This is a genomic window from Mesorhizobium sp. CNPSo 4670 (assembly GCF_057784235.1).
Genome location: NZ_JBWJFQ010000006.1, coordinates 162,536 through 182,175, shown reverse-complemented (window position 1 = coordinate 182,175; position 19,640 = coordinate 162,536). Strand labels below are relative to the sequence as shown.

The window sequence follows — 19,640 nt, the reverse complement described above, 5'->3', positions numbered from 1 at the left end:
GGACTCGACTTCTTGCCTGTGTATTGTTTTGCGCCAACCGGCACGGGAATCGAGGTATTTCCCGAACGTCGGTCTATCTGGTCCAAAAGGGAGGAACTTCATGGATCGTCGTTCATTCATTCGCAAGGCTGGTGTTACCGGCGTCGGTGCTGCGGCGGCGGCGGCCACGCTCGCGGCGCCGGCGATAGCCCAGTCCAATCCCAAGGTGACGTGGCGGCTGGCGTCTTCCTTCCCGAAGTCGCTCGACACCATCTATGGCGGCGCCGAGGTCTTCTCCAAGATGCTGTCGGAAGCCACCGATGGCAACTTCCAGGTCCAGGTCTTTGCCGCCGGCGAGCTCGTGCCCGGCCTGCAGGCCGCCGACGCCACCACGGCCGGCACGGTCGAGGCCTGCCACACGGTGGCATATTATTACTGGGGCAAGGACCCGACATGGGCGCTCGGTGCGGCGGTTCCCTTTTCGCTCAACGCGCGCGGGATGAATGCCTGGCACTACCATGGCGGCGGCATCGACTTGTTCAATGAGTTTCTCGCCACGCAGGGCCTTTTCGGCCTGCCGGGCGGCAACACCGGCGTGCAGATGGGTGGATGGTTCCGCAAGGAGATCAACACGGTTGCCGACCTTTCCGGCCTCAAGATGCGCATCGGCGGCTTTGCCGGCAAGGTGGTGCAGAAGCTTGGCGTCGTGCCGCAGCAGATCGCCGGCGGCGACATCTATCCGGCGCTGGAAAAAGGCACCATCGACGCCGCCGAATGGGTCGGCCCGTATGACGACGAGAAGCTCGGCTTCTACAAGGTCGCACCCTACTACTACTATCCCGGCTGGTGGGAAGGCGGTCCGACCGTCCACCTGATGTTCAACAAGGCGAAATACGACGAGCTTTCGCCGGCTTACAAGTCGCTGCTGCGCACCGCCGCCCAGGCTGCCGATGCCAACATGCTGCAGAAGTACGATTATCTGAACCCGGCAGCGGTGAAGCGGCTGGTGGCCGGTGGTGCGAAGCTGCGCCCATTCAGCCAGGACATCATGGCCGCCTGTTTCGAGAAGGCCAACGAGGTCTATGCCGAAATGGAAGCCTCCAACGCGCCGTTCAAGAAGATTTGGGAATCGATCAAGGGCTTCCGCAAGGAGCACTATCTCTGGGCGCAGGTGGCCGAATACAATTACGACACTTTCATGATGGTCCAGCAGCGCAACGGCAAGCTGTAGGCCCTGTAAACGACTCCAATGCATTCATTCAAGGACCCCGGGCTTGTTCGCCCGGGGTCTTTCTTTTCAGGCTGGCGAGGAACTGACTTCGACCAGTATTCCGCCTGGGGCAAGGCAGTAGAAGGTGGTCGAATTGACGCCGCCGCGTGTCAGCTCCTGGACCTCGCCCGGCGCGAGGCCCGCATCGGCAAGCTCGGCCTGCTTTGCGTGCACAATATCCGGTTTGCCCACCAAGAAGCCGACGTGAAAACCGTCGGGATATCGGGCCGCCTCTCCCTTGCCCGGCATCATCAGGTTGAGGATGAAGCCGTCCGTTCCGCGCAAAACCGCGAAGGCGTCCTTGCCGCGCATGGCGACAAGCTCGAAGCCGAAATGGCTGGTGAAGAAGCCGGCAAGAGCCGCGACTTCGGTGGCAATGAGATTGGCATGGTTCAGTTTCATGGTCTTTGTCCTGTCGCCGGTTGAAACGCGGACAGGCTTGGCTGCAGACCGTGAACCGGCGTGACCGTGGCATCAGGAAAACTGGCCAAGACCTCGGAACGCTCACAGCCAACGACGTAAAACTGCCATCACACTGGGCGCACTATACAACGGAAGCCGAGGTGACAAGTCGAAGTGTCGATCGCCTGCGCCATGCGCGCGGCCGGCCGGTAACGGCGGCAGTAGCTGGGAGCGCACAGGAAAGACCCGCCCTTGGTCACCTTTCGCGGGATCCTGATGTCGGGCGTCAGCGGGTCGTAGCTCGCCTCACGCTCACCGCCACGCGGATTGGTCATCGTGCAGCAAGGGCTCTCGATGCGGCGGTGCTCCTGGTACCAGTCAGTCGTCCACTGCCAGACATTGCCGGCCATGTCATAGAGCCCATAGCCGTTCGCCGGAAAGGAGCCGACCGGCGCAGTCCATTCGTAGCCGTCCTCGCAATCGTTGCGGAACGGGAACTCGCCTTGGTACGTGTTAGCCATATGCTGGCCGTCAGGGGTTAGTTCGTCGCCCCATGCGAACTCGGCTCGATCCAGCCCTCCGCGAGCGGCAAACTCCCATTCGGCCTCGGTCGGCAGCGCCTTTCCGGCCCAGTTCGCATAGGCTTGCGCGTCCTCGCATGCGATATGCACGACAGGATGGGTTTCAAGGCCCTTGAGGCTACTGGCGGGCCCGCGCGGATGTCGCCAATTCGCGCCGCGCACGTAGGCCCACCAAGTGTAGTGATTGCTGCGATCGATGCCGCGCGGAGGCTTGACGAACAAGGCTGAAGCCGGCGCCAATGAATCGACGCTGGCTCCGGGATAGTCCGCGGCATTTGCCGGACGCTCGGCCAGCGTGACGTAACCGCTAGCCTCCACAAAGTGCCTGAATTCACCATTGGTGACAGTCATGCGATCCATCCAGAAGCCGTTGACCACAACGCGGTGCGCCGGCGCCTCTTCCGGATAGTGGTGGTCCGAGCCCATCAGGAATTCGCCGCCGGGAACCTGCACCATATTTTTAAGCGGCGGGCTACGCCCAGGAACGGAACGGACACGTTCCAAATCCTCTGTGGATGGCACATCCGCGCCCGCGTCATTCATGATTTCAGTTCCATGGAATTCCGGACTTTGATCTGACGCAGCTAGTCTCCAAGCTCATTAAACAACGACGACGGATCGGCCGAGATTGGCGGTGCGCCGAAGGTCAGTTTGATCGCTTCCATCATCAGCAGGGGCGGCGCCATTTGTTTGGCGAGATCCACGATTTTCCCTTTCAATTCCTTGACCTTATCGGGACTCTTGTCGGCCAGATTGGTACTCTCGGATTTGTCGGCGGCAAGGTCGAACAGTTCGACACGCTCCAACACGCCGGCCGACCATACAAGCTTCATATCGCCTTCGCGGACTGCGCCGCCGGTCGGGTCAACATTGTAGACCATCTCGGTGCGAGGCGAGGGTTTGCCTTCGCTGATCGTATCCCAGACATTCATACCGTCGAGCGGCTTGTTCTTGGTCAGTTTCGTCCCGGCAAGCGACGCAAGAGTCGGATACATGTCCGAGACGTGTATCATGCCGTTCACATCACCGGCCTTCACCTTGCCGGGCCAGTTCACCAAGCCGCAGACGCGGGTGCCGCCTTCGTAAAGCGTTCCCTTGCCATCGCGGTACGGCCCGTTGTCGGCTGGGAGGTTGCCGCCAACCTTCGATTCGCCCGCGAACATGGCCGAGCGGACGCCGCCATTGTCGCTCTGAAAGACGACGATGGTATTGTCGCGCATGTTCTTCTTCTCGAGCGCGGCAACAACCCGGCCGATTTCCTCGTCCATGACTGAAACCATAGCGGAGTAGAGCCGCCGCTGCTCATCGGCGACATGAGCATATTTTTTGACGTGCTCTTCAGGGGCCTGGTAGGGCGAATGCGGTGCGGTGAATGCGAGATACAAGAATAGTGGCGCCTTGCCATCGTGTTTTTCGATTACCTTGGCGGCTTCCATGCCGAACAGAGCGTTATCGTAGCCGGGCTCCTTCAGCGGCTTGTTGTTGCGGTACCAGTCCCTCACGCCATGGGAAGCGTGCTTGAAATGATCGATTTCGCCAACTAGGGCGCCGTAGAAGGAATCGAATCCCCGCTGACGGGGCCAGTATTCAGTCTTCGCGTGACCCAGATGCCACTTGCCCACCATCGCTGTCTTGTATCCCGCGTCCAAGAGCATCTGCGGCAGAAGATACTCGTCAGTGGCGAGCCCGTAGCTGCCACCCGACGGGATAACGCCCATCTGCAGCCCGTAACGCAACGGATAGCGTCCTGTCATCAACGCGCGGGTGGGCGTGCACATCGGCTGGACATAGAACTGCTCCAAGCGCGCGCCTTCGGCGGCGAGCTTGTCGATGTTCGGCGTCTTGATGTCGGAACCGTGGAAGCCCACGTCCTTCCAACCTTGGTCGTCGGATATGATATAGACGATGTTGGGGCGGGCCGGATGGGCCGCCGCCGGCTGAACGCCGGCAAGGCCAGCGAGCGCGCCCGAGAGGCCGACCGGTGCAGCCAGCCGCGAAACGACGGCCGCCGTGCCGGCCATCAACGCGTCCCGTCGCGTGATGTTGTTGCCGATACCGGCCTCTGCCGGGAAGTTTCGATTACTACTCATCTTTCCCCCTTGTTCTTGTTGAAGCAGATGATGCCACTCTACTCATAGCCCCGGCATGTTGGGTCTTCGCCGTCGATCATTTCCCCGCAACCCAAAGCGGAAAGGCAACAGTCAAAAAGGCCGAGCGCCTTCGAGGCGGTTCTCGACGTCGAACTCGTGAAAGTATTTCAACCTGGTTGAAATCGGCAGCTTGCCGACCTTGAAAGTGTAGCCAACGGTGGGGTGAAGCCCGCCATAGGACCGCGCGAGCCGAGCAGATAGAAGCTCGCGCCGCCTTCCGCAGCGAGAAGGCTCGGTACCACCGCCAAACTGGCCAACACCGTCACGGCCGCACCCAGAAGGCGGCCGGCTCCACAACGTCCCGTACCCCAGGCGAGGGCATTTAATGTCCTCGGCGCAGCCTTCCGAAAGAGGTCTTGTCTCTCCATAGTCCCCCACCAGCCGTGCGTCGGCAACATTTTGGCGCCAAATTGATCTCGCGCAATTTGCGAGTAAGCTATCCCTAATACAACCGTCGCGCTATCCACTTTGCGCAAGGGACGTATTTTTGACCTCTTGGCCTTCATCTCACAGGGATGTGTTGCTTGGCCCAGACCAGCTTGCCAATGCAGCCTCAGGAATGCTGGTGAAGGTCGACACGCTCTCGGCCGGGGGCTTGCCTTCGCGCATCCGGCAAATCCAGTCCCACGGCAAGTGGGCAATTGAGTTGGCAGAATTCAACCGCGCCTTGCGGGCCAGTGGCGGGCTCGATCGTGGCTCTGTGGTGGTTTTGGCTGTCGAGCGCGCTTGCGAATCGACAATCTACGGCATTCCGCTCGAAGACGACATGATCGTGACAATCCCCGCCGGCACGACTGTGACGGCAACCGTCAAGCCCGGCCTCCGCTATGCGGGCGCGGTTGTTTCGACCGCGATCTGGGCGGATATCCAGGCGGCTGCCGCGGGGGTGATGGTCGAGCAGGCAGCCGACCACCCCGGCGCCGTTCGGCTCTCTGCAAGCGAGGGGCAAGCCATCCGCGGCCAGATCGAGTTGCTGGCAGATCGCTTCGCGGCAGCAGACAATCCGACTCGACTGGAGCACCCTCCCATCGCGTTCATTGAATATCTTGCAGCACTGGCTGAAGCTCGTGACGTCGCAGACGATCGTGCCCGCGGAATAGATCGTTCTGCAGGTAGGCATCTCCGCCATGCCTGGACGGCTGAGGATTTCATTCGCGCCCACATTCGGGAAGAAATTCCGATTATTCGGCTGTGCAGGGAAGTCGGCGTGAGCCGCCGGCAGCTGGAGTACGCTTTTCGCGCTATCTTCAGCGTAAGTCCGTTGGAATTCATCAACGTGCTCCGCCTCAATGAAGCCAGACGGCAACTGATGACCGCGCGTGTGAAAGGTTTAAGCGTCACAAGGATTGCGATGGACGTCGGGATCACCCATCTCGGTCGTTTCGCGACGAGCTATTGCTAACTCTTCGGCGAGTCCCCCAAAGGAACATTCTTGCGTGCCGACAGATCGTGAACGGCCGCTCGAGGCCACCGGCTGGATAGACGATCCGTGCACCAGCGGCAGCGGTTCGTCGATGGATCAGCACCGAGTGCAGCTCAGCCCGCGTGCGGCACCACCAGCACCTTGACCTCGCCGGGCGCCGGCGGATTGGCGATCACCGCTGCCGCGTCTTCGAGGTCCACTTGCCTGGAGATCAGCCGGTCGATCTCGATTGTGCCCGATGCAATGAGTTCGGCGGCGCGGCGATGCGTGTAGGGATTGAGGAAGGAGCCGAGCACTTTCAGTTCCCGGAACAGCAGGTCGAAGGGCTCGAATTCCGCTTTCATGCCTTGCGGCGTCACGCCGACGATGACGACCGTGCCGCCGGCGCGGGCCAGCCGCATCGACTGCTCGACGGTCTCCCGCACGCCCGCGCATTCGAAGACGACGTCGACACCGCCTGGCGCCAGGCCCGTTGGCCCGGCGACGCCGTCGATGACGTCGGCGGCGGTCGGATCGACCGTCGCCGTGGCCCCGAGATCCTCGGCGAGCGCGCGCCGCGAGGCTTGCCTGGTCGACAAGATGATGGTCGTGGCACCGGCCAGACGCGCCAGCTGCACGGTGAGCAGGCCGATCACGCCGCCGCCAAGCACGGCCACCGAACTGCCTGGCCTGATTTCGGCCAGGTCCACGCCATGCAGGCAACAGCCGAGCGGTTCGCAGAAGGCACCATGCGTCGGCTTCAGGTCGGCAGGCAGGATGAAGGCCTGCTTCTGCGGCAAGGCAAGGTATTCGGCAAAGCCGCCATCGCGATGAATGCCGATGGCGCGCAAGTTGCTGCAGAGGTTGACCCGCCCGGCATGACAGTGCGCGCAACGCCCGCAGGCGATGTTGGGGTCGCCGGTGACGCGGTCGCCGACGGCAAAGCCGGAGACGGATTCTCCGATCGCCTCGACGATGCCGGAGAATTCATGCCCGGGCGTCACCGGTGGCGTGCACGGGAATTCGCCGTGGAACAGATGCCGGTCCGTGCCGCAGACGCCGCAGGCTTCAACGCGCACCAGAAGCTCATCCGGCCCGATGTCGGGCTTGTCGACGTCGCGCAGCGCGATGCTGCCCACCGCTTCCAGCCGCACCGCTTTCATGATCCTGGCCATGCCGGGTTCAGTTGAAGCTTGGCGGTTGCGACAGGTCCGGCTGCGGCGCCGCCGGTTTGGCCGGCGGCGTGTCGCCGAAACTCGGAGGTTGCGACAGATCGGGGGCGGCAGGAGCGGCCGGCGCGGTGCCGCCGTCGGCCGGCGGTGTGCCAAGCGGCGACAGGCCGGGGACTTCCGGCACCTTGTAGTCGATCGTGCCGGGATCGACCACCGTGCCCTTGTAATGCATCACCATCTGCGGGAAGGCGATGGTCAGCCCGATCATGATCACCTGGATGCAGACGAAGGGCACCGCGCCCCAGTAGATCTGCCCGGTGGTGACGGGTGCGATCTGTTTGCCGGTGATGCGGTCGAGATAGGGCACGCGCGCGGCGACCGAGCGCAGGTAGAACAGCGCGAAGCCGAAGGGCGGATGCATGAAGCTGGTCTGCATGTTGACGCCCAGAAGCACGCCGAACCAGATCAGGTCGATGCCGAGCTTGTCTGCGGCCGGCGCCAGCAGTGGCACGATGATGAAGGCGAGTTCGAAGAAGTCGAGGAAGAACGCCAGGAAGAAGACCAGCATGTTGACGCCGATCAGGAAGCCGACTTCGCCACCTGGCAGCGAGGTCAGCAGGTGCTCGACCCAGATGTGGCCGTTGACGCCGTAGAAGGTGAGCGAGAACACCCGCGCGCCGATCAGGATGAACAGAACGAAGGACGACAGCCGCGTCGTCGAGGTCAGGGCCTGCTTGACCACGTCCAGCGACAGCCGCCCCTTTGCCGCCGCCATGATCAAGGCGCCGACAGAACCCATGGCGCCGCCCTCCGTTGGGGTGGCGATGCCAAGGAAGATGGTGCCGAGCACCAGGAAGATCAGCGCCAGTGGCGGAATCAGCACGATGATCACCTGCTGCGCCAGCCTGGACATCATGTTGAAGTTCAGGCGTTTGTCGGCAATTGCCACGACGTAGATGAAAAGGACGCCGGCAGTGGCGCCGAGAATGTCGGCATTGTCGCCATGCGCCGGCGCGAGATAGCGATACGCCGCGTAGGAAACCGCCAACGTGACCAGCAATGCCGCCAGCAGCGACAGAACGCCGTGGCCGAGCGTGCGGGCCTCCAACGGCAGTGCCGGCACCGACGCCGGCCGGACGATCGACATGATCAGGATGTAGAGCGCGTAAAGGCCGGTCAGCACCAGGCCCGGGATCAGCGCGCCCGCATACATGTCGCCGACCGAGCGGCCGAGCTGGTCGGCCAGCACGATCAGCACCAGCGACGGCGGGATGATCTGGGCGAGCGTGCCGGATGCCGCGATGACACCGGATGCCAGCCTGCGGTCATAGCCGTAGCGCAGCATGATCGGCAGCGAGATCAGGCCCATGGCGATGACGGACGCCGCCACCACACCGGTGGTTGCCGCCAGCAGTGCACCGACGAAAATCACAGCGTAGGCAAGTCCGCCGCGGATTGGTCCGAACAGCTGGCCGATCGTGTCGAGCAGGTCTTCGGCCATGCCCGATCGCTCGAGCACGATGCCCATGAAGGTGAAGAACGGAATGGCAAGCAGCGTATCGTTCGACATCACCCGGCTGCCGTAGAAATTATCCGGCAGGGCGTGCAGAAGCGGCCAGGCGAGATTGATCGATCCACCGGAATAGGGCGAGAGAAGCACACCGATGAAGAAGAACATCAAGCCGTTGGCGGCCAGCGAAAAGGCGACGGGGTAGCCGATCAGCAGGAAGATGATCAGCGAAGCGAACATGATCGGCGCCATGTTCTGGGCGATCAACTCCATCATGAGCGCACCTCGTCGGCCAGCGCCTTGGCCTCGAGTTCGGCCTGCTCATGTGCCGATATGAACGGATTGGGGTCGTCCATGTCGCTGCGCATGATGGCGATCTTCTTGATGATCTCGGAGATGCCCTGCAGAGCGAGCAGGAAAAAGCCGACCAGCAGGATGGCCTTGGCCGGCCAGATGATCAGTCCGCCGGAGTTGTTGGACATCTCGCCGCTTCGAAACGACAGCGACACATAGGGAACGAAATAGATCACCATCAGCGTCACGAACGGCATCAGGAAGAGGATGTGGCCGAGCAGGTCTATCCAGTGCTGCACGCGGCGCGAAAACATGCCGTAGACGATGTCGATGCGGATATGTTCGTTCTGCTTCAGCGTATAGGCGGCAGCCAGCATGAAGGCGGCGCCGAACAGATACCACTGCAGCTCGAGCCAGGCGTTCGAGGATATGTCGAAGATCTTGCGGATGATGGCGTTGGCGGCGCTGACCAGGATCGCCAGCAGGATCAGCCACGACACCCATTTGCCGATGAATTCGTTCACGCGATCAATGGTCCTGGATAGAGCGAGAAGCCCTGCCATGCATTCCTCCCTGTGCCGGAGGCGTGCCGGCTTCCCCCTAAGGTCCGTCACGCCGCGTGGTCCAACGGTATGCCGCGCGTGGCCGGACCGGTCAACAAGGATGGAGGCAGCAAACGTCATCGCAACGGAGGGCAGGTCCGGATATTGGCGATTTGCCCCGGCGTCATGCAACCAAAGTCTGATGGTTTCAGGCGATCTTGCTGGTGTCGCGGCCGGCGCCGATCAGCACCAGCATGGCGACCAGGAACAGATACATCCAGGCGTCGCGCCATTCGACCGGGAAATAGCCGGCCCACAGCGATTCGGCCATGCCGAACGCGGCCGCTCCGAGCGCCGCGCGCGGCGGCGAGAGATAGCCGCCGACCGCGGTCACGAACAGGATCTTCAAGCCGTAGACGAGACCCGAGCCGAAACTGACATTGCCGTAATAGAGGCCGGCCATGACGCCGGCCAGCGCGGCGCAGAAACCGCCGAACAGCACGGCATGCCGGAACACCGCGCGCACGTCGACACCGCACATGGCGGCCGCCTTTGGGTCGTCGGAGACGGCGCGCCAGCGCCGGCCGAAGCTCGAGCGGGCGAATGCCCACGCAGCCAGCACGATTGCCACAAGCACCACCGTGCAGTCGATGAGCTGGATGAGCGTCAGCGTTGCCTTGAAGGTTGCGTCCTGCGCGAAAATGACGGGCTGCGCCAGCATCGGCGGCAGCCACAGATCATGGGTGTCGGCGGCGATGCGGCTTGCCTCGGACAACAAAAGCAGGATGCCGAGCGTCGTCACCACGATTGCATTGGGCGAGCGGTCGGCCAACGGTTCGAAGACGCTGCGCGACAGCACGTAGCTGACCAGCGCGGCATAGAGGAAAGCCGCGAAGACGCCGAGGGCCACAGCAGCCAGCAGCGTCAGCCACAGCACCTGATAGCCGAAGGCCGCGGTGAGGATCATCGTCTGGCCGCAAAAGGCAAACAGCGCGCCATAGGCAAGATTGGTGCGGTGCAGGATGCCGTTAGTCAGCACGTAGCCGAAGGCCAGCAGCGCGTATAGCGCTCCCGAATGCAGCCCGTTCAGCACCTGCTGGAAGAAATAGAGCATGCAAAACCCTCGGATCATGCCGTCCAGAAGCAACTGACGTGACGACGACATGTTCAAAAAGGCTGCGGGGAACCGCATCCCTACAGAGGTTGCATCTCTGAATCTAACTTGTCAAATGCGATTTATAGGTTAGATTTCGAGCATGACGGTATCCTGGACCCCGCACCGCTTCACCGGCGGCCTGCTTGCGCTCGACACGACGAACACCGTCGTGCTGCGCGGCGATCCGGAGAGAACGTTCGACCGCTTCGATGATCCGGCCGAGATCGCCCGCTTTGCCGATGCGGCGAGCCGCTTTCGCGCCGCCGAGCTGGGCGACCGACAACTGGCCGTATCGTCGTCCGTGGCGATCGCGCCCGTCGTACTGTCGATCCGCGAGGCGACGGACCGGCTTTTTCGTGGCGCGGTCTCGAAAGGCACGGTTGCCACCGCCGATCTGCCGGGGTTTCTGAGCGCCTGCGCCGAGGGGTTGGCTGGCAGCCAGACCGAAATCGGGGCGCCGGGAAGGCCGTTCGGCGACCCCGTGACGCCGATCGCCTTCGAGGCGGCGCTGGCGGTTTCCGCCCTGTCGCTGCTGCGCGACGACACCGTCGCAAGGCTGAGGATCTGTCCCAACTGCACCTGGCTGTTCGTCGACAGAAGCCGCAATTCCAGCCGTCTTTGGTGCGATATGGCGGTATGCGGCAACCGTCAGAAGGCAAGTCGTCACTATCGTCGCCGCCGCATGGCGGCCAATGAGGTCAAGGATGCTTAGAAGTCTTTCCCGCTCGATCGTCGTCGGCGCTGCTCTGATTGCCGCCGTTGCGCTCGGTGCCTGCCGCGATACCGGCAACGACGAAGGCAAGCTGTTCGAGATTTCCGGCAAGATATTCGTCTTCAACTACCGTCTCGCCAGGGCGACCTATGTCGTCACGCTGCGGCCGCTGCAGCCGATGGGAGACGGCCAGGTGGCGGTCGCCAGCTTCCAGGATCCCGCCGGCGGCGCGCCTTTGGTGGTCGAGCAGAAGGTCTGGCCGAAGCTCGACAAGGTGACACTTGAGAGCCCGGCCCTGACCTGCGTCGTCAAAAACAAGCCCTATGCGATTGTCATCAGCATCAAGGGCGCCGATGGCGCGATCCTGCAGAAGATCGACACCACCTTGATGTCGACGGAGGACCAGTCGGTGCTGCCCGACCGGCCGCTGGTCATCGATCAGCTCTACACGGCCAATCCCGATCTCGTCGGCCATCCCGATGGCAAGTTGCCGGGCGAACCGAAGCCGGATTGCTCGAAAGGCATCTGACGCGCAGAAATTTTAGTGCGCTAGGCAGCGTCCGTGGATCGGTTTTGCACCCGATTCGGGATCGCCGCGGACCGTTCGTTGCGCGTCGCCTGGTACCTTCGATTTTGTTTGACCTGCCTTGCAAGGGGAGAAAGGATGCGTCATCCGACTCCGAACGTTGGCTGCCTGCTCCCACGCGGCCTCCGCAGAGGAAATGCCTGATGACGCTGCATGATGTCGCGCTCGACGACAAGTTCGACCTCGCAAAGGAGCGCATCTTCCTGTCCGGTGCGCAGGCGGTCATCCGCATGCTTCTGATGCAGCGCGAGCGCGACCGCCGCGCCGGCCTCAACACGGCGGGCTTCGTTTCCGGCTATCGCGGCTCGCCGCTCGGCGGCCTCGATATGCAGTTGTGGAAGGCCAAGAAGCAGCTCGCCCAGGCCGATATTGTCTTCCAGCCCGGCCTTAACGAGGAGCTTGCCGCCACCGCTTGCTGGGGATCGCAGCAGGCGGAACTGCTGGGCGAGGGCACCCATGATGGCGTCTTTTCGGTCTGGTACGGCAAGGGGCCGGGCGTGGATCGTTCGGGAGATGTGTTCCGCCACGCCAATCTCGCCGGCTCGTCCAAACATGGCGGTGTGCTCGCCCTGATGGGCGACGACCACATGGCCGAATCATCGACCAACGCGCACGCCACCGAATTCCTGTTCGTCGACACCATGGTGCCGATCCTCAACCCGGCCGGCGTCCAGGAGATCATCGATTACGGCCTATACGGCTTTGCCATGTCGCGCTTTGCCGGCACCTGGGCGGCGATCAAATGCGTCAAGGACAACATCGAATCGACGGCCTCGGTCGATGCCTCGCTCGAACGGCTGAACATCGTCGTGCCCGATTTCGACATGCCGCCCGGCGGTCTCAACATCCGCCACGAGATCGACATGCTCGGCCAGGAGGAGCGGCTGCATGAATACAAGCGCGCCGCTGCCTCCGCCTTTATCCATGCCAACGGGCTGAACCGCATCGTCTATTCGGGCGGCCGCAACCCGAAGCTCGGCATCATCACGCTGGGCAAGAGCTATCTCGATGTCCGCCAGGCACTGGAGGACATCGGCATCGACGAGGCGGCCGCCAACCGCATCGGCGTGCGGCTGTTCAAGGTCGGCTGCCCCTGGCCGCTCGACCTGCAGCATATCGCCGACTTCGCCCGCGGCCTCGACACCATCGTCGTCGTCGAGGAGAAGCGCTCGCTGATCGAGGTGCAATTGCGCGAAAGTCTTTACGGCACCGCCTCGCAGCCGGTCATTGTCGGCAAGAAGGACGAGCGTGGCGACTGGTTGTTTCCGGCCAAGGGAGCGCTCGACCCCAACGAGATCGCCATCGCGCTTGGCGAGAGGATCGTGCGGACGATCGGTCCGTCGGAAGAGATTTCGGCGCGGGTGGCAAAGCTGCGCCAGTTCCAGGCGATGCTTGCGGATGCCACCGACATCGGCTCGCGCACGCCGTTCTTCTGTTCCGGCTGCCCGCACAATTCCTCGACCAAGGTACCGGACGGCTCGATCGCCGCGGCCGGCATCGGTTGCCACTTCATGGCATTGTGGATGGACCGCAACACCCTCGGCTTCACCGCGATGGGCGGCGAGGGTGCGCAATGGGTCGGCCAGGCGCCGTTCTCGAAGCGCGACCATATCTTCCAGAATCTCGGCGACGGCACCTACAACCATTCCGGCACGCTGGCGATCCGCTTCGCACTATCGACCGACGCCAACATCACCTACAAGATCCTCTACAACGACGCCGTCGCCATGACCGGCGGCCAGCCGCACGAAGGCGGCCTGACCGTCGACATGATCGCCAGGCAAGTGCGAGCCGAAGGGATCGACCGCATCGCCATCGTCACCGACGAGCCGGACAAATATGCCGGCAAGGTCGAATTCCCAGCCGGCGCCACCATCCATCATCGCGACGACCTCGATCTCGTCCAGCGCGAGCTGCGCGGCGTCAAAGGCGTGTCGGTGCTGCTCTACGACCAGACCTGCGCGGCCGAAAAGCGCCGCCGCCGCAAGCGCGGCACCTTTCCCGATCCCGACAAGCGGGTCTTCATCAACGAACTGGTCTGTGAAGGCTGCGGCGATTGCGGCGTGCAATCGAACTGCGTTTCGATCCAGCCGGTCGAGACCGAATTCGGCCGCAAGCGCAGGATCGACCAGTCGAGCTGCAACAAGGATTTCTCCTGCGTCAACGGCTTTTGCCCGTCCTTCGTCACCGTGCACGGCGCCAAGATCCGCAAGGCCGAGGGGACGGCCGGCAAGGCCGACCCGCTCGACGGCGTGCCGACGCCCGCCGAATTTCCGCTTGGCGAGCAGGGCTGGGCGGCGATCATCGACGGCGTCGGCGGCACCGGCGTCGTCACCGTCGGTGCGGTGCTCGGCATGGCGGCCCATCTCGAGGACAAGGGCTGCGGCATGATCGACATGGCCGGCCTCGCCCAGAAAGGCGGCTCGGTGTTCACCCATGTCCGCATCGCCCGCACCCCTGACGATATCCACGCCATCCGCGTCTCGGCCGGCAAGGCCGATCTCGTGCTTGGCTGCGATCTCGTTGTGTCTGGCGCCAAGAAGGTGCTGACGGCGGTGCGCGAGGGCCACACCATCTTTCTCGCCAACACCGCCGAGATCATGCCCGGCGAATTCGCCCGGTCGGCCGATTTCTCATTGCCGGTCGAGCGCCTGAAGAAGGCGATCCGCGCCGCCGCCGGCGACGGCAAGGCGCATTTCTTCGACGCCACGCGCACCGCCACCGCGCTGTTCGGCAATTCGCTCGGCGCCAACATGTTCATGCTCGGCTTTGCCTTCCAGCACGGCGGCTTGCCGCTGTCGGCCGAGGCTGTCGAGAAGGCGATCGAGCTCAATGGCGAAGCCGTGGCGATGAACATCGCCGCCTTCCGCTGGGGCCGCCGTGCCGCCCATCAGCCGGATTTCGTGCGAGACCTCGTCGCCCAGCCGGGCAAGACCGGACAGGCCGCCGCGATCGCCGAGACGCTGGATGACATCATTGCCCGCCGCGTCGCTTTCCTGACCGCCTACCAGAATGCCGCCTACGGCAGGCGTTATGCCGAAAGGATCGCCGTCCTGCGCGCGGCCGAAGCCAAGGCCGTGCCCGGTTCGACCGCGGTGTCGGAGGCTGCCGCCAGGAACCTGTTCAAGCTGATGGCCATCAAGGACGAGTACGAGGTGGCGCGGCTCTACACCGATGGCTCCTTTGCCGCCGAATTGGGCAAGCAGTTCCAGAGTTACGAGAAACTCGAATTCCATCTCGCCCCGCCGATCATGGGCCGCCGCGGCAATGACGGCACACCGAGGAAATCGAGCTTCGGCCCCTGGATGATGAAGGGTTTTCGCCTGCTGGCGGCGATGAAAGGCGTGCGCGGCACCGCCTTCGACCTGTTCGGCTACACCGCCGAGCGGCGCAGGGAGCGGCAGCTTCTTGCGCAGTACGAGGCGGATCTGGACCTCGTCGCCAGATCGCTGGCGCCGGCCGGGGTCGATGCGGCAATTGCCCTTGCCTCGGTGCCGGCTCTCATTCGCGGCTATGGCCACGTCCGCCAGGCCAGCGCAGAAAGGGCCGCCGGCGAACGCCAAAGGCTGCTCGAACGTCTGTCGAACACGCCGGCACGGCCGAAACTTCAGGCTGCCGAATGATCGATACGCCTTGTTTACCTGAAGCCCAGTTTCCCAGCCGATCCTGCATCTGCGCGCCCTCGGCAACCGAGCCGAAACCACTGTTCTAAGCCTTTCTTAAGGCGGACGTGGCATGACAGGGCTTAGCGTTGGGCCGACGATATGGGCAGGACAAAGACCGAAAACATCCCACCGGATGTTTATATCCAGTTTGTGCGGTCGTTGTTCGACAACGCCCACATGCTGGTGATTGGCGGCGTGTGCTACTGGATCCTCGGATTCATGATCTACTTTCGCACGCATAATCCGTTGTTCCTGGCTTTCTCTTTTACTCTACTGTCCATCAGCCTCTTCCGCTACTTCGGCATTCGCGCCTTCCGCAAGGCGGGCGCTGTCATAGCCAATGTCGACGAGGCGCAGCGGTGGGAGCGCAACTACATCCTCAAGGGCAGCCTGCAGGGCCTCGGGTTGGGCGCGCTATGCTTCATTTCGATCTATGTGTATCCAGATCCCTTTGCCGAACTGGCCGCGACGTCGCTGGCCATTGCTACCCTGGTCACGGTTGTTGGCCGGAACTACGGATCTCCGCGCATGGTGCGGATTTTTTCCGTGACCTTCATTGGCCCGGCGGCACTTGCACTCTTGCTGCGCATGGATATCCCTTCGGTCGTTCTCGGGTTGATGATCATCCCGTTGACTTTCATCACCATCAACAGCGCCGATCACGTCCGCAACGTGCTTTTCTCGGCCGTCATTGGCCACAAGGAAGCGAGGAAGCTCGCCCTCAGGTTCGATCGCGCCCTCAACACCATGTCGCACGGCCTTGTCATGCTCGGCCCGAACGGCCGCGTGGCGGTGGCCAATGCCGAGGCCGCGCATCTGATGTCGCTCAAGTCACCGGATGCGCTGCTCGGGCGGTCGATCCACGGTCTGTTGATGCGCGGTGTCGCCGGCGGCATGCTGGCGCCGAAGGATTGCCGCTATATCGAGGCCCAGCTGACGCGCGCCCTGCGCGAAGGCCGCGACCGCAAGGTGCTGGTTTCGCTCGCCAACGGCCAGCACTATGAATTCTCGGCTCGCGAGGGCAGCCAGGAGTTGGGCGTCATTACCTTCGAGGACGTCACCGCCCGTGTCGAGGCGGAAGACAAGATCCGCTTCATGGCCCGCTACGACAACCTCACCGGCCTGCCCAACCGGGCCTATTTCCACGAACTGGTCGGCGAGGCCATGGCGTCCGGCGACGGCGACCGTCTCTGCGGGCTGGCAGTGCTCGACCTCGACGATTTCAAGAGCGTCAACGACACGCTTGGGCACCCGATCGGCGACGGGTTGATCTACGCCGTCGCCGAGCGGCTTGCCGCCATTGCCGGGCAAGGCATCACGGTCAGCCGTTTCGGCGGCGACGAATTCATGATCTTCTTCGACCGCGTCGAGGACGAGAGCCATCTGACCGGCCAGCTCGACGAGATTTTCGCCGGCCTGCAGGGGGAGGTCGACGTCGCCGGTCACGGGCTGCGTATCCAGGCCAGCGGCGGCGCGGTGCTGTCGCGGGTCAAGGATACCGATGTCGACGCCATGATCGTCAAGGCGGACCTGGCGCTCTACAAGGCCAAGGAACTCGGCAAGAACAGCTGGCGGCTGTTCGAGGCCTCGATGGATGCCGCCTTCCGCAACCGTCAGCTGATGAAGGCGGATCTGCGCACCGCCGTAGAAAGCAAGGCCCTGCGGGTGGTCTATCAGCCGATCGTGGCGATGAACACCATGCGTATCGCCAGCTGCGAGGCGCTGTGCCGCTGGGATCATCCAGATCTCGGGCCGATCTCGCCCAGCATCTTCATCCCGCTGGCCGAGGAAATGGGCATCATTTCCGAGATCAGCACCTTCGTGCTGCAGGCGGCCTGCACCGAATGCGCCAAATGGCCGGACCAGACGAGCGTCTCGGTCAATCTCTCCGCCAAGGATTTCCGCAGCCGCGACGTCGTCCAGAAGGTTCGTGACGCGTTGATCAGCTCCAGCCTCGCCGCCGGTCGGCTGGAGATCGAGGTCACCGAAACGGCGCTGCTCGACGACAAGTCGCTGACGCGCCAGTACATCGAGGAGCTGAAGCAGCTTGGCGTGCGCATTGCGCTCGACGACTTCGGCACCGGCTATTCGAGCCTGAGCTACCTGCACAAGCTGCCGCTCGACAAGATCAAGATCGACCGTTCGTTCCTGATAGACGTCACTCAGAACAGCCGCTCGCTCGAACTGCTCAAGGGCATTGTCAATTTGTCACGGCCGCTCGGACTTTCCGTGACCGTCGAAGGTGTAGAGACCTTCGAGCAGCTCAAGATCCTGGCCTTGCAGGTCAAACCGGATCTCGTGCAAGGCTTCCTCTTCGGCGCCGCACTTAGTGCGTCGGGTATCGAGACGATGTCGAGTGCCACCTGGCCATTCGTCGCTGACCTGCGCCTCACCGGCAAGCGGACAGCCAGTTAGTATCCTGCTTTTCGAAGTTGGCTCTTGGCGGCCTCCTCCTCACGCGAGTTAATCATCAGTAGACATTTTCAAACGGACGTCCGTCCGTTAACGTTAACAGAAGGTAAATCAACAATATCGGAATTTCAGCTTGTGTCTCATTTCAGCTCGAATAGCCTATCCGCAGGCGGAATTTTCGAGGACAGACAATGGATGCTGCACGGGCTGTAGGGAGTGCGTCTGGCGGGGTCAGCACGGCTGGGGATTCGGTGTTGAACCGATCGATCATGCAACTGCTGGAGCATGTCGATTATCGCCTTATTACAGGAGGCGAGGATCTGGAGGCGATCTATCGACTTCGCTATAAATCCTACCTGCGCTCAGGCATGTGCGGTCCGATCGCCAGCGGTATGTTCGAGGATCGCTGGGACAATCTGCCCAATTCCTACCGGTTCGGTGTCTATTGCTATGGCGAATTGGTCAGCACGATCCGCTTCCATTACATTTCCAGCGAGCACCCGTATTCGCCCTCCGTCGATGCCTATCCGGAAATACTGATCGAGCGACTTGCCCGCGGAGAAACCTTCATCGACGGAACCCGGTTCGCAACCGATCCCGACAGCGCGCCGGCGCCCGGAGTGCTGCCTTTTTTGACACTCAGGCTTGCCATGGTGGCCTCGCGCTACTTTGGCCAGGACTCGGTGCTTACGCCGGTCAAGATCGAGCATTCCAATTTTTATGCCCGTTACTTCAATGCCGTGCAGAGGACTGAGGGCAAAGAGTTTCCCGGCGTTCTTACTCCGATCGCACTGTTCGAAATCCCTGCCGGCGAAAACATGCGCCTGACACTCGAACGGTTCCCATTCTTCAGGTCGACGCCGACCGAACAGCGGCTGATGTTTGCCAATCCGGCCATCAACCGACTGACACCCTTGTCCATCGTGCCGACAGCGAAATATTATCGCGAAGCCGCCTGAGGCCGCGATTTTCGCCAAGCGCCTGGAGCTTTCCGGCCACTTCCGCGTTCTGGATGACGTCAAGGGCGCTGCCGCGCCCCGGGCATCGCCGCGAAGTCTTTGAAGGAACCCGACATGCACATCTCGCAGCTCGCGCTCACGCCGCTCATCTCGCTGATCGCCGGCGTGCTGATTCTCATCATGCCTCGGCTGTTGAACTACATTGTCGCGCTCTATCTGATCGTCGTCGGTCTGCTCGGGCTTTTCCCCCATCTTGCCGGCTGAAGCGTCCGTCAGCCGGCGAAGAACGCAGCGTCGCGGCGACGATCGCCTCGGGCGCATCTTCCTGCGTGAGATGGCTGATGTCGCCGAAAATGTGAAATTATCACAGCGCGTTCAGTTCCCCTGACAGGGTCGCCGGTGCCGCCTGTGGTCGGGTTAGGGGAGCCGGCTTCAATTTTCCTTTGAGGCAGTTGTCGGCTGCGATGCGGCAATAGCGCCATTGCTCTCGGCCCGGCTTTTCGCTATGTGCCTGAAAGATGTCTTCGAAGGGGTATTGCTATGGCTGATCACACGCCGACCGGTCCTGTCGAACTGGGCGCGAAGATGGACTATGCCGAGCATGACCGCACCTATGCGGGCTTTCTCATGCTGGCCAAATACGGATCGCTCTTTTGCGGCGCCATACTGCTGGCGATGGCTTTCGGCTTCTTTGCGGGCGGCTTCTTTTCGGCGACCATCCTGTTCATTCTGATTCTGGCCGCCGGCGCCTTTATCCTCCGATAGATTTTTCCGACACCTTGTCCACGGCGCCGCCGCGAGGCCGGTCGGCGTCTTGCGGGAAACAGCTTCCGGCCGAAAGGATCATG

The 19,640-nt window shown here is 62.5% G+C and carries 16 protein-coding genes; 9 read left to right on the top strand and 7 right to left on the bottom strand.

Annotated features, from left to right (window positions below; all coding sequences use genetic code 11):
- Nucleotides 1-100 precede the first annotated feature (100 nt).
- The gene (locus tag AC0ZT5_RS13345) at nucleotides 101-1,210 is read left to right on the top strand and encodes a TRAP transporter substrate-binding protein (protein ID WP_477412385.1); all 1,110 of its coding nucleotides are present in this window, start codon (nucleotides 101-103) and stop codon (nucleotides 1,208-1,210) included.
- 66 nt (nucleotides 1,211-1,276) lie between these two features.
- Here the strand turns inward: AC0ZT5_RS13345 and AC0ZT5_RS13340 are convergent, their stop codons facing one another.
- The 3 genes from AC0ZT5_RS13340 to AC0ZT5_RS13330 form a co-directional block, all read right to left on the bottom strand.
- The gene (locus tag AC0ZT5_RS13340) at nucleotides 1,277-1,651 is read right to left on the bottom strand and encodes a VOC family protein (RefSeq protein ID WP_488496803.1); all 375 of its coding nucleotides are present in this window, start codon (nucleotides 1,649-1,651) and stop codon (nucleotides 1,277-1,279) included.
- 128 nt (nucleotides 1,652-1,779) lie between these two features.
- Nucleotides 1,780-2,688, bottom strand: a complete 909-nt coding sequence (locus AC0ZT5_RS13335; protein ID WP_488496802.1) for a formylglycine-generating enzyme family protein — start codon at nucleotides 2,686-2,688, stop codon at nucleotides 1,780-1,782.
- 128 nt (nucleotides 2,689-2,816) lie between these two features.
- Nucleotides 2,817-4,322 (bottom strand): arylsulfatase B, encoded by a 1,506-nt coding sequence (locus AC0ZT5_RS13330; protein ID WP_488496801.1) that lies wholly within the window; start codon nucleotides 4,320-4,322, stop codon nucleotides 2,817-2,819.
- Between the two features lie 625 nt (nucleotides 4,323-4,947).
- On the opposite strand from AC0ZT5_RS13330, the gene AC0ZT5_RS13325 reads away from it, so the two are divergent.
- Nucleotides 4,948-5,784, top strand: a complete 837-nt coding sequence (locus AC0ZT5_RS13325; RefSeq protein WP_488496800.1) for an AraC family transcriptional regulator — start codon at nucleotides 4,948-4,950, stop codon at nucleotides 5,782-5,784.
- A gap of 134 nt (nucleotides 5,785-5,918) precedes the next feature.
- On the opposite strand, the gene AC0ZT5_RS13320 is transcribed toward AC0ZT5_RS13325, so the two are convergent.
- From AC0ZT5_RS13320 to AC0ZT5_RS13305, 4 genes are all read right to left on the bottom strand, one after another.
- Nucleotides 5,919-6,947, bottom strand: coding sequence for a zinc-dependent alcohol dehydrogenase family protein (locus AC0ZT5_RS13320; protein ID WP_488496877.1), 1,029 nt, complete (start codon nucleotides 6,945-6,947; stop codon nucleotides 5,919-5,921).
- 19 nt (nucleotides 6,948-6,966) lie between these two features.
- Nucleotides 6,967-8,742: a TRAP transporter large permease gene (locus tag AC0ZT5_RS13315; protein WP_488496799.1), complete on the bottom strand. Its 1,776-nt coding sequence runs from the start codon at nucleotides 8,740-8,742 to the stop codon at nucleotides 6,967-6,969.
- Nucleotides 8,739-9,323: a TRAP transporter small permease subunit gene (locus AC0ZT5_RS13310; protein WP_488496798.1), complete on the bottom strand. Its 585-nt coding sequence runs from the start codon at nucleotides 9,321-9,323 to the stop codon at nucleotides 8,739-8,741. The genes AC0ZT5_RS13315 and AC0ZT5_RS13310 overlap by 4 nt, the downstream gene beginning before the upstream one ends.
- Before the next feature lie 187 nt (nucleotides 9,324-9,510).
- On the bottom strand, nucleotides 9,511-10,416 hold the full coding sequence (locus tag AC0ZT5_RS13305) for a branched-chain amino acid ABC transporter permease (RefSeq protein ID WP_477281590.1): 906 nt from the start codon (nucleotides 10,414-10,416) through the stop codon (nucleotides 9,511-9,513).
- A gap of 142 nt (nucleotides 10,417-10,558) precedes the next feature.
- On the opposite strand from AC0ZT5_RS13305, the gene AC0ZT5_RS13300 reads away from it, so the two are divergent.
- The 7 genes from AC0ZT5_RS13300 (at nucleotide 10,559) to AC0ZT5_RS13270 (ending at nucleotide 19,557) form a co-directional block, all read left to right on the top strand.
- Nucleotides 10,559-11,170 (top strand): CGNR zinc finger domain-containing protein, encoded by a 612-nt coding sequence (locus AC0ZT5_RS13300; protein ID WP_488496797.1) that lies wholly within the window; start codon nucleotides 10,559-10,561, stop codon nucleotides 11,168-11,170.
- Entirely contained in the window at nucleotides 11,163-11,699 is a 537-nt protein-coding gene (locus AC0ZT5_RS13295) for a hypothetical protein (protein ID WP_488496796.1), read from the top strand. Before AC0ZT5_RS13300 ends, AC0ZT5_RS13295 begins: the two co-directional genes overlap by 8 nt.
- A gap of 200 nt (nucleotides 11,700-11,899) precedes the next feature.
- A complete protein-coding gene (locus AC0ZT5_RS13290) occupies nucleotides 11,900-15,379 on the top strand; it encodes an indolepyruvate ferredoxin oxidoreductase family protein (protein ID WP_488496795.1) in 3,480 nt (1,159 codons plus the stop codon).
- Nucleotides 15,380-15,520: 141 nt separating this feature from the next.
- The gene (locus AC0ZT5_RS13285; RefSeq protein ID WP_488496794.1) at nucleotides 15,521-17,836 is read left to right on the top strand and encodes a putative bifunctional diguanylate cyclase/phosphodiesterase; all 2,316 of its coding nucleotides are present in this window, start codon (nucleotides 15,521-15,523) and stop codon (nucleotides 17,834-17,836) included.
- A gap of 248 nt (nucleotides 17,837-18,084) precedes the next feature.
- A complete protein-coding gene (locus AC0ZT5_RS13280) occupies nucleotides 18,085-18,792 on the top strand; it encodes an N-acyl amino acid synthase FeeM domain-containing protein (RefSeq protein WP_477225572.1) in 708 nt (235 codons plus the stop codon).
- A gap of 114 nt (nucleotides 18,793-18,906) precedes the next feature.
- A complete protein-coding gene (locus AC0ZT5_RS13275) occupies nucleotides 18,907-19,056 on the top strand; it encodes a DUF3096 domain-containing protein (protein ID WP_019862764.1) in 150 nt (49 codons plus the stop codon).
- Between the two features lie 276 nt (nucleotides 19,057-19,332).
- A complete protein-coding gene (locus AC0ZT5_RS13270) occupies nucleotides 19,333-19,557 on the top strand; it encodes an aa3-type cytochrome c oxidase subunit IV (RefSeq protein ID WP_095082965.1) in 225 nt (74 codons plus the stop codon).
- The last annotated feature ends 83 nt before the right edge of the window (nucleotides 19,558-19,640 follow it).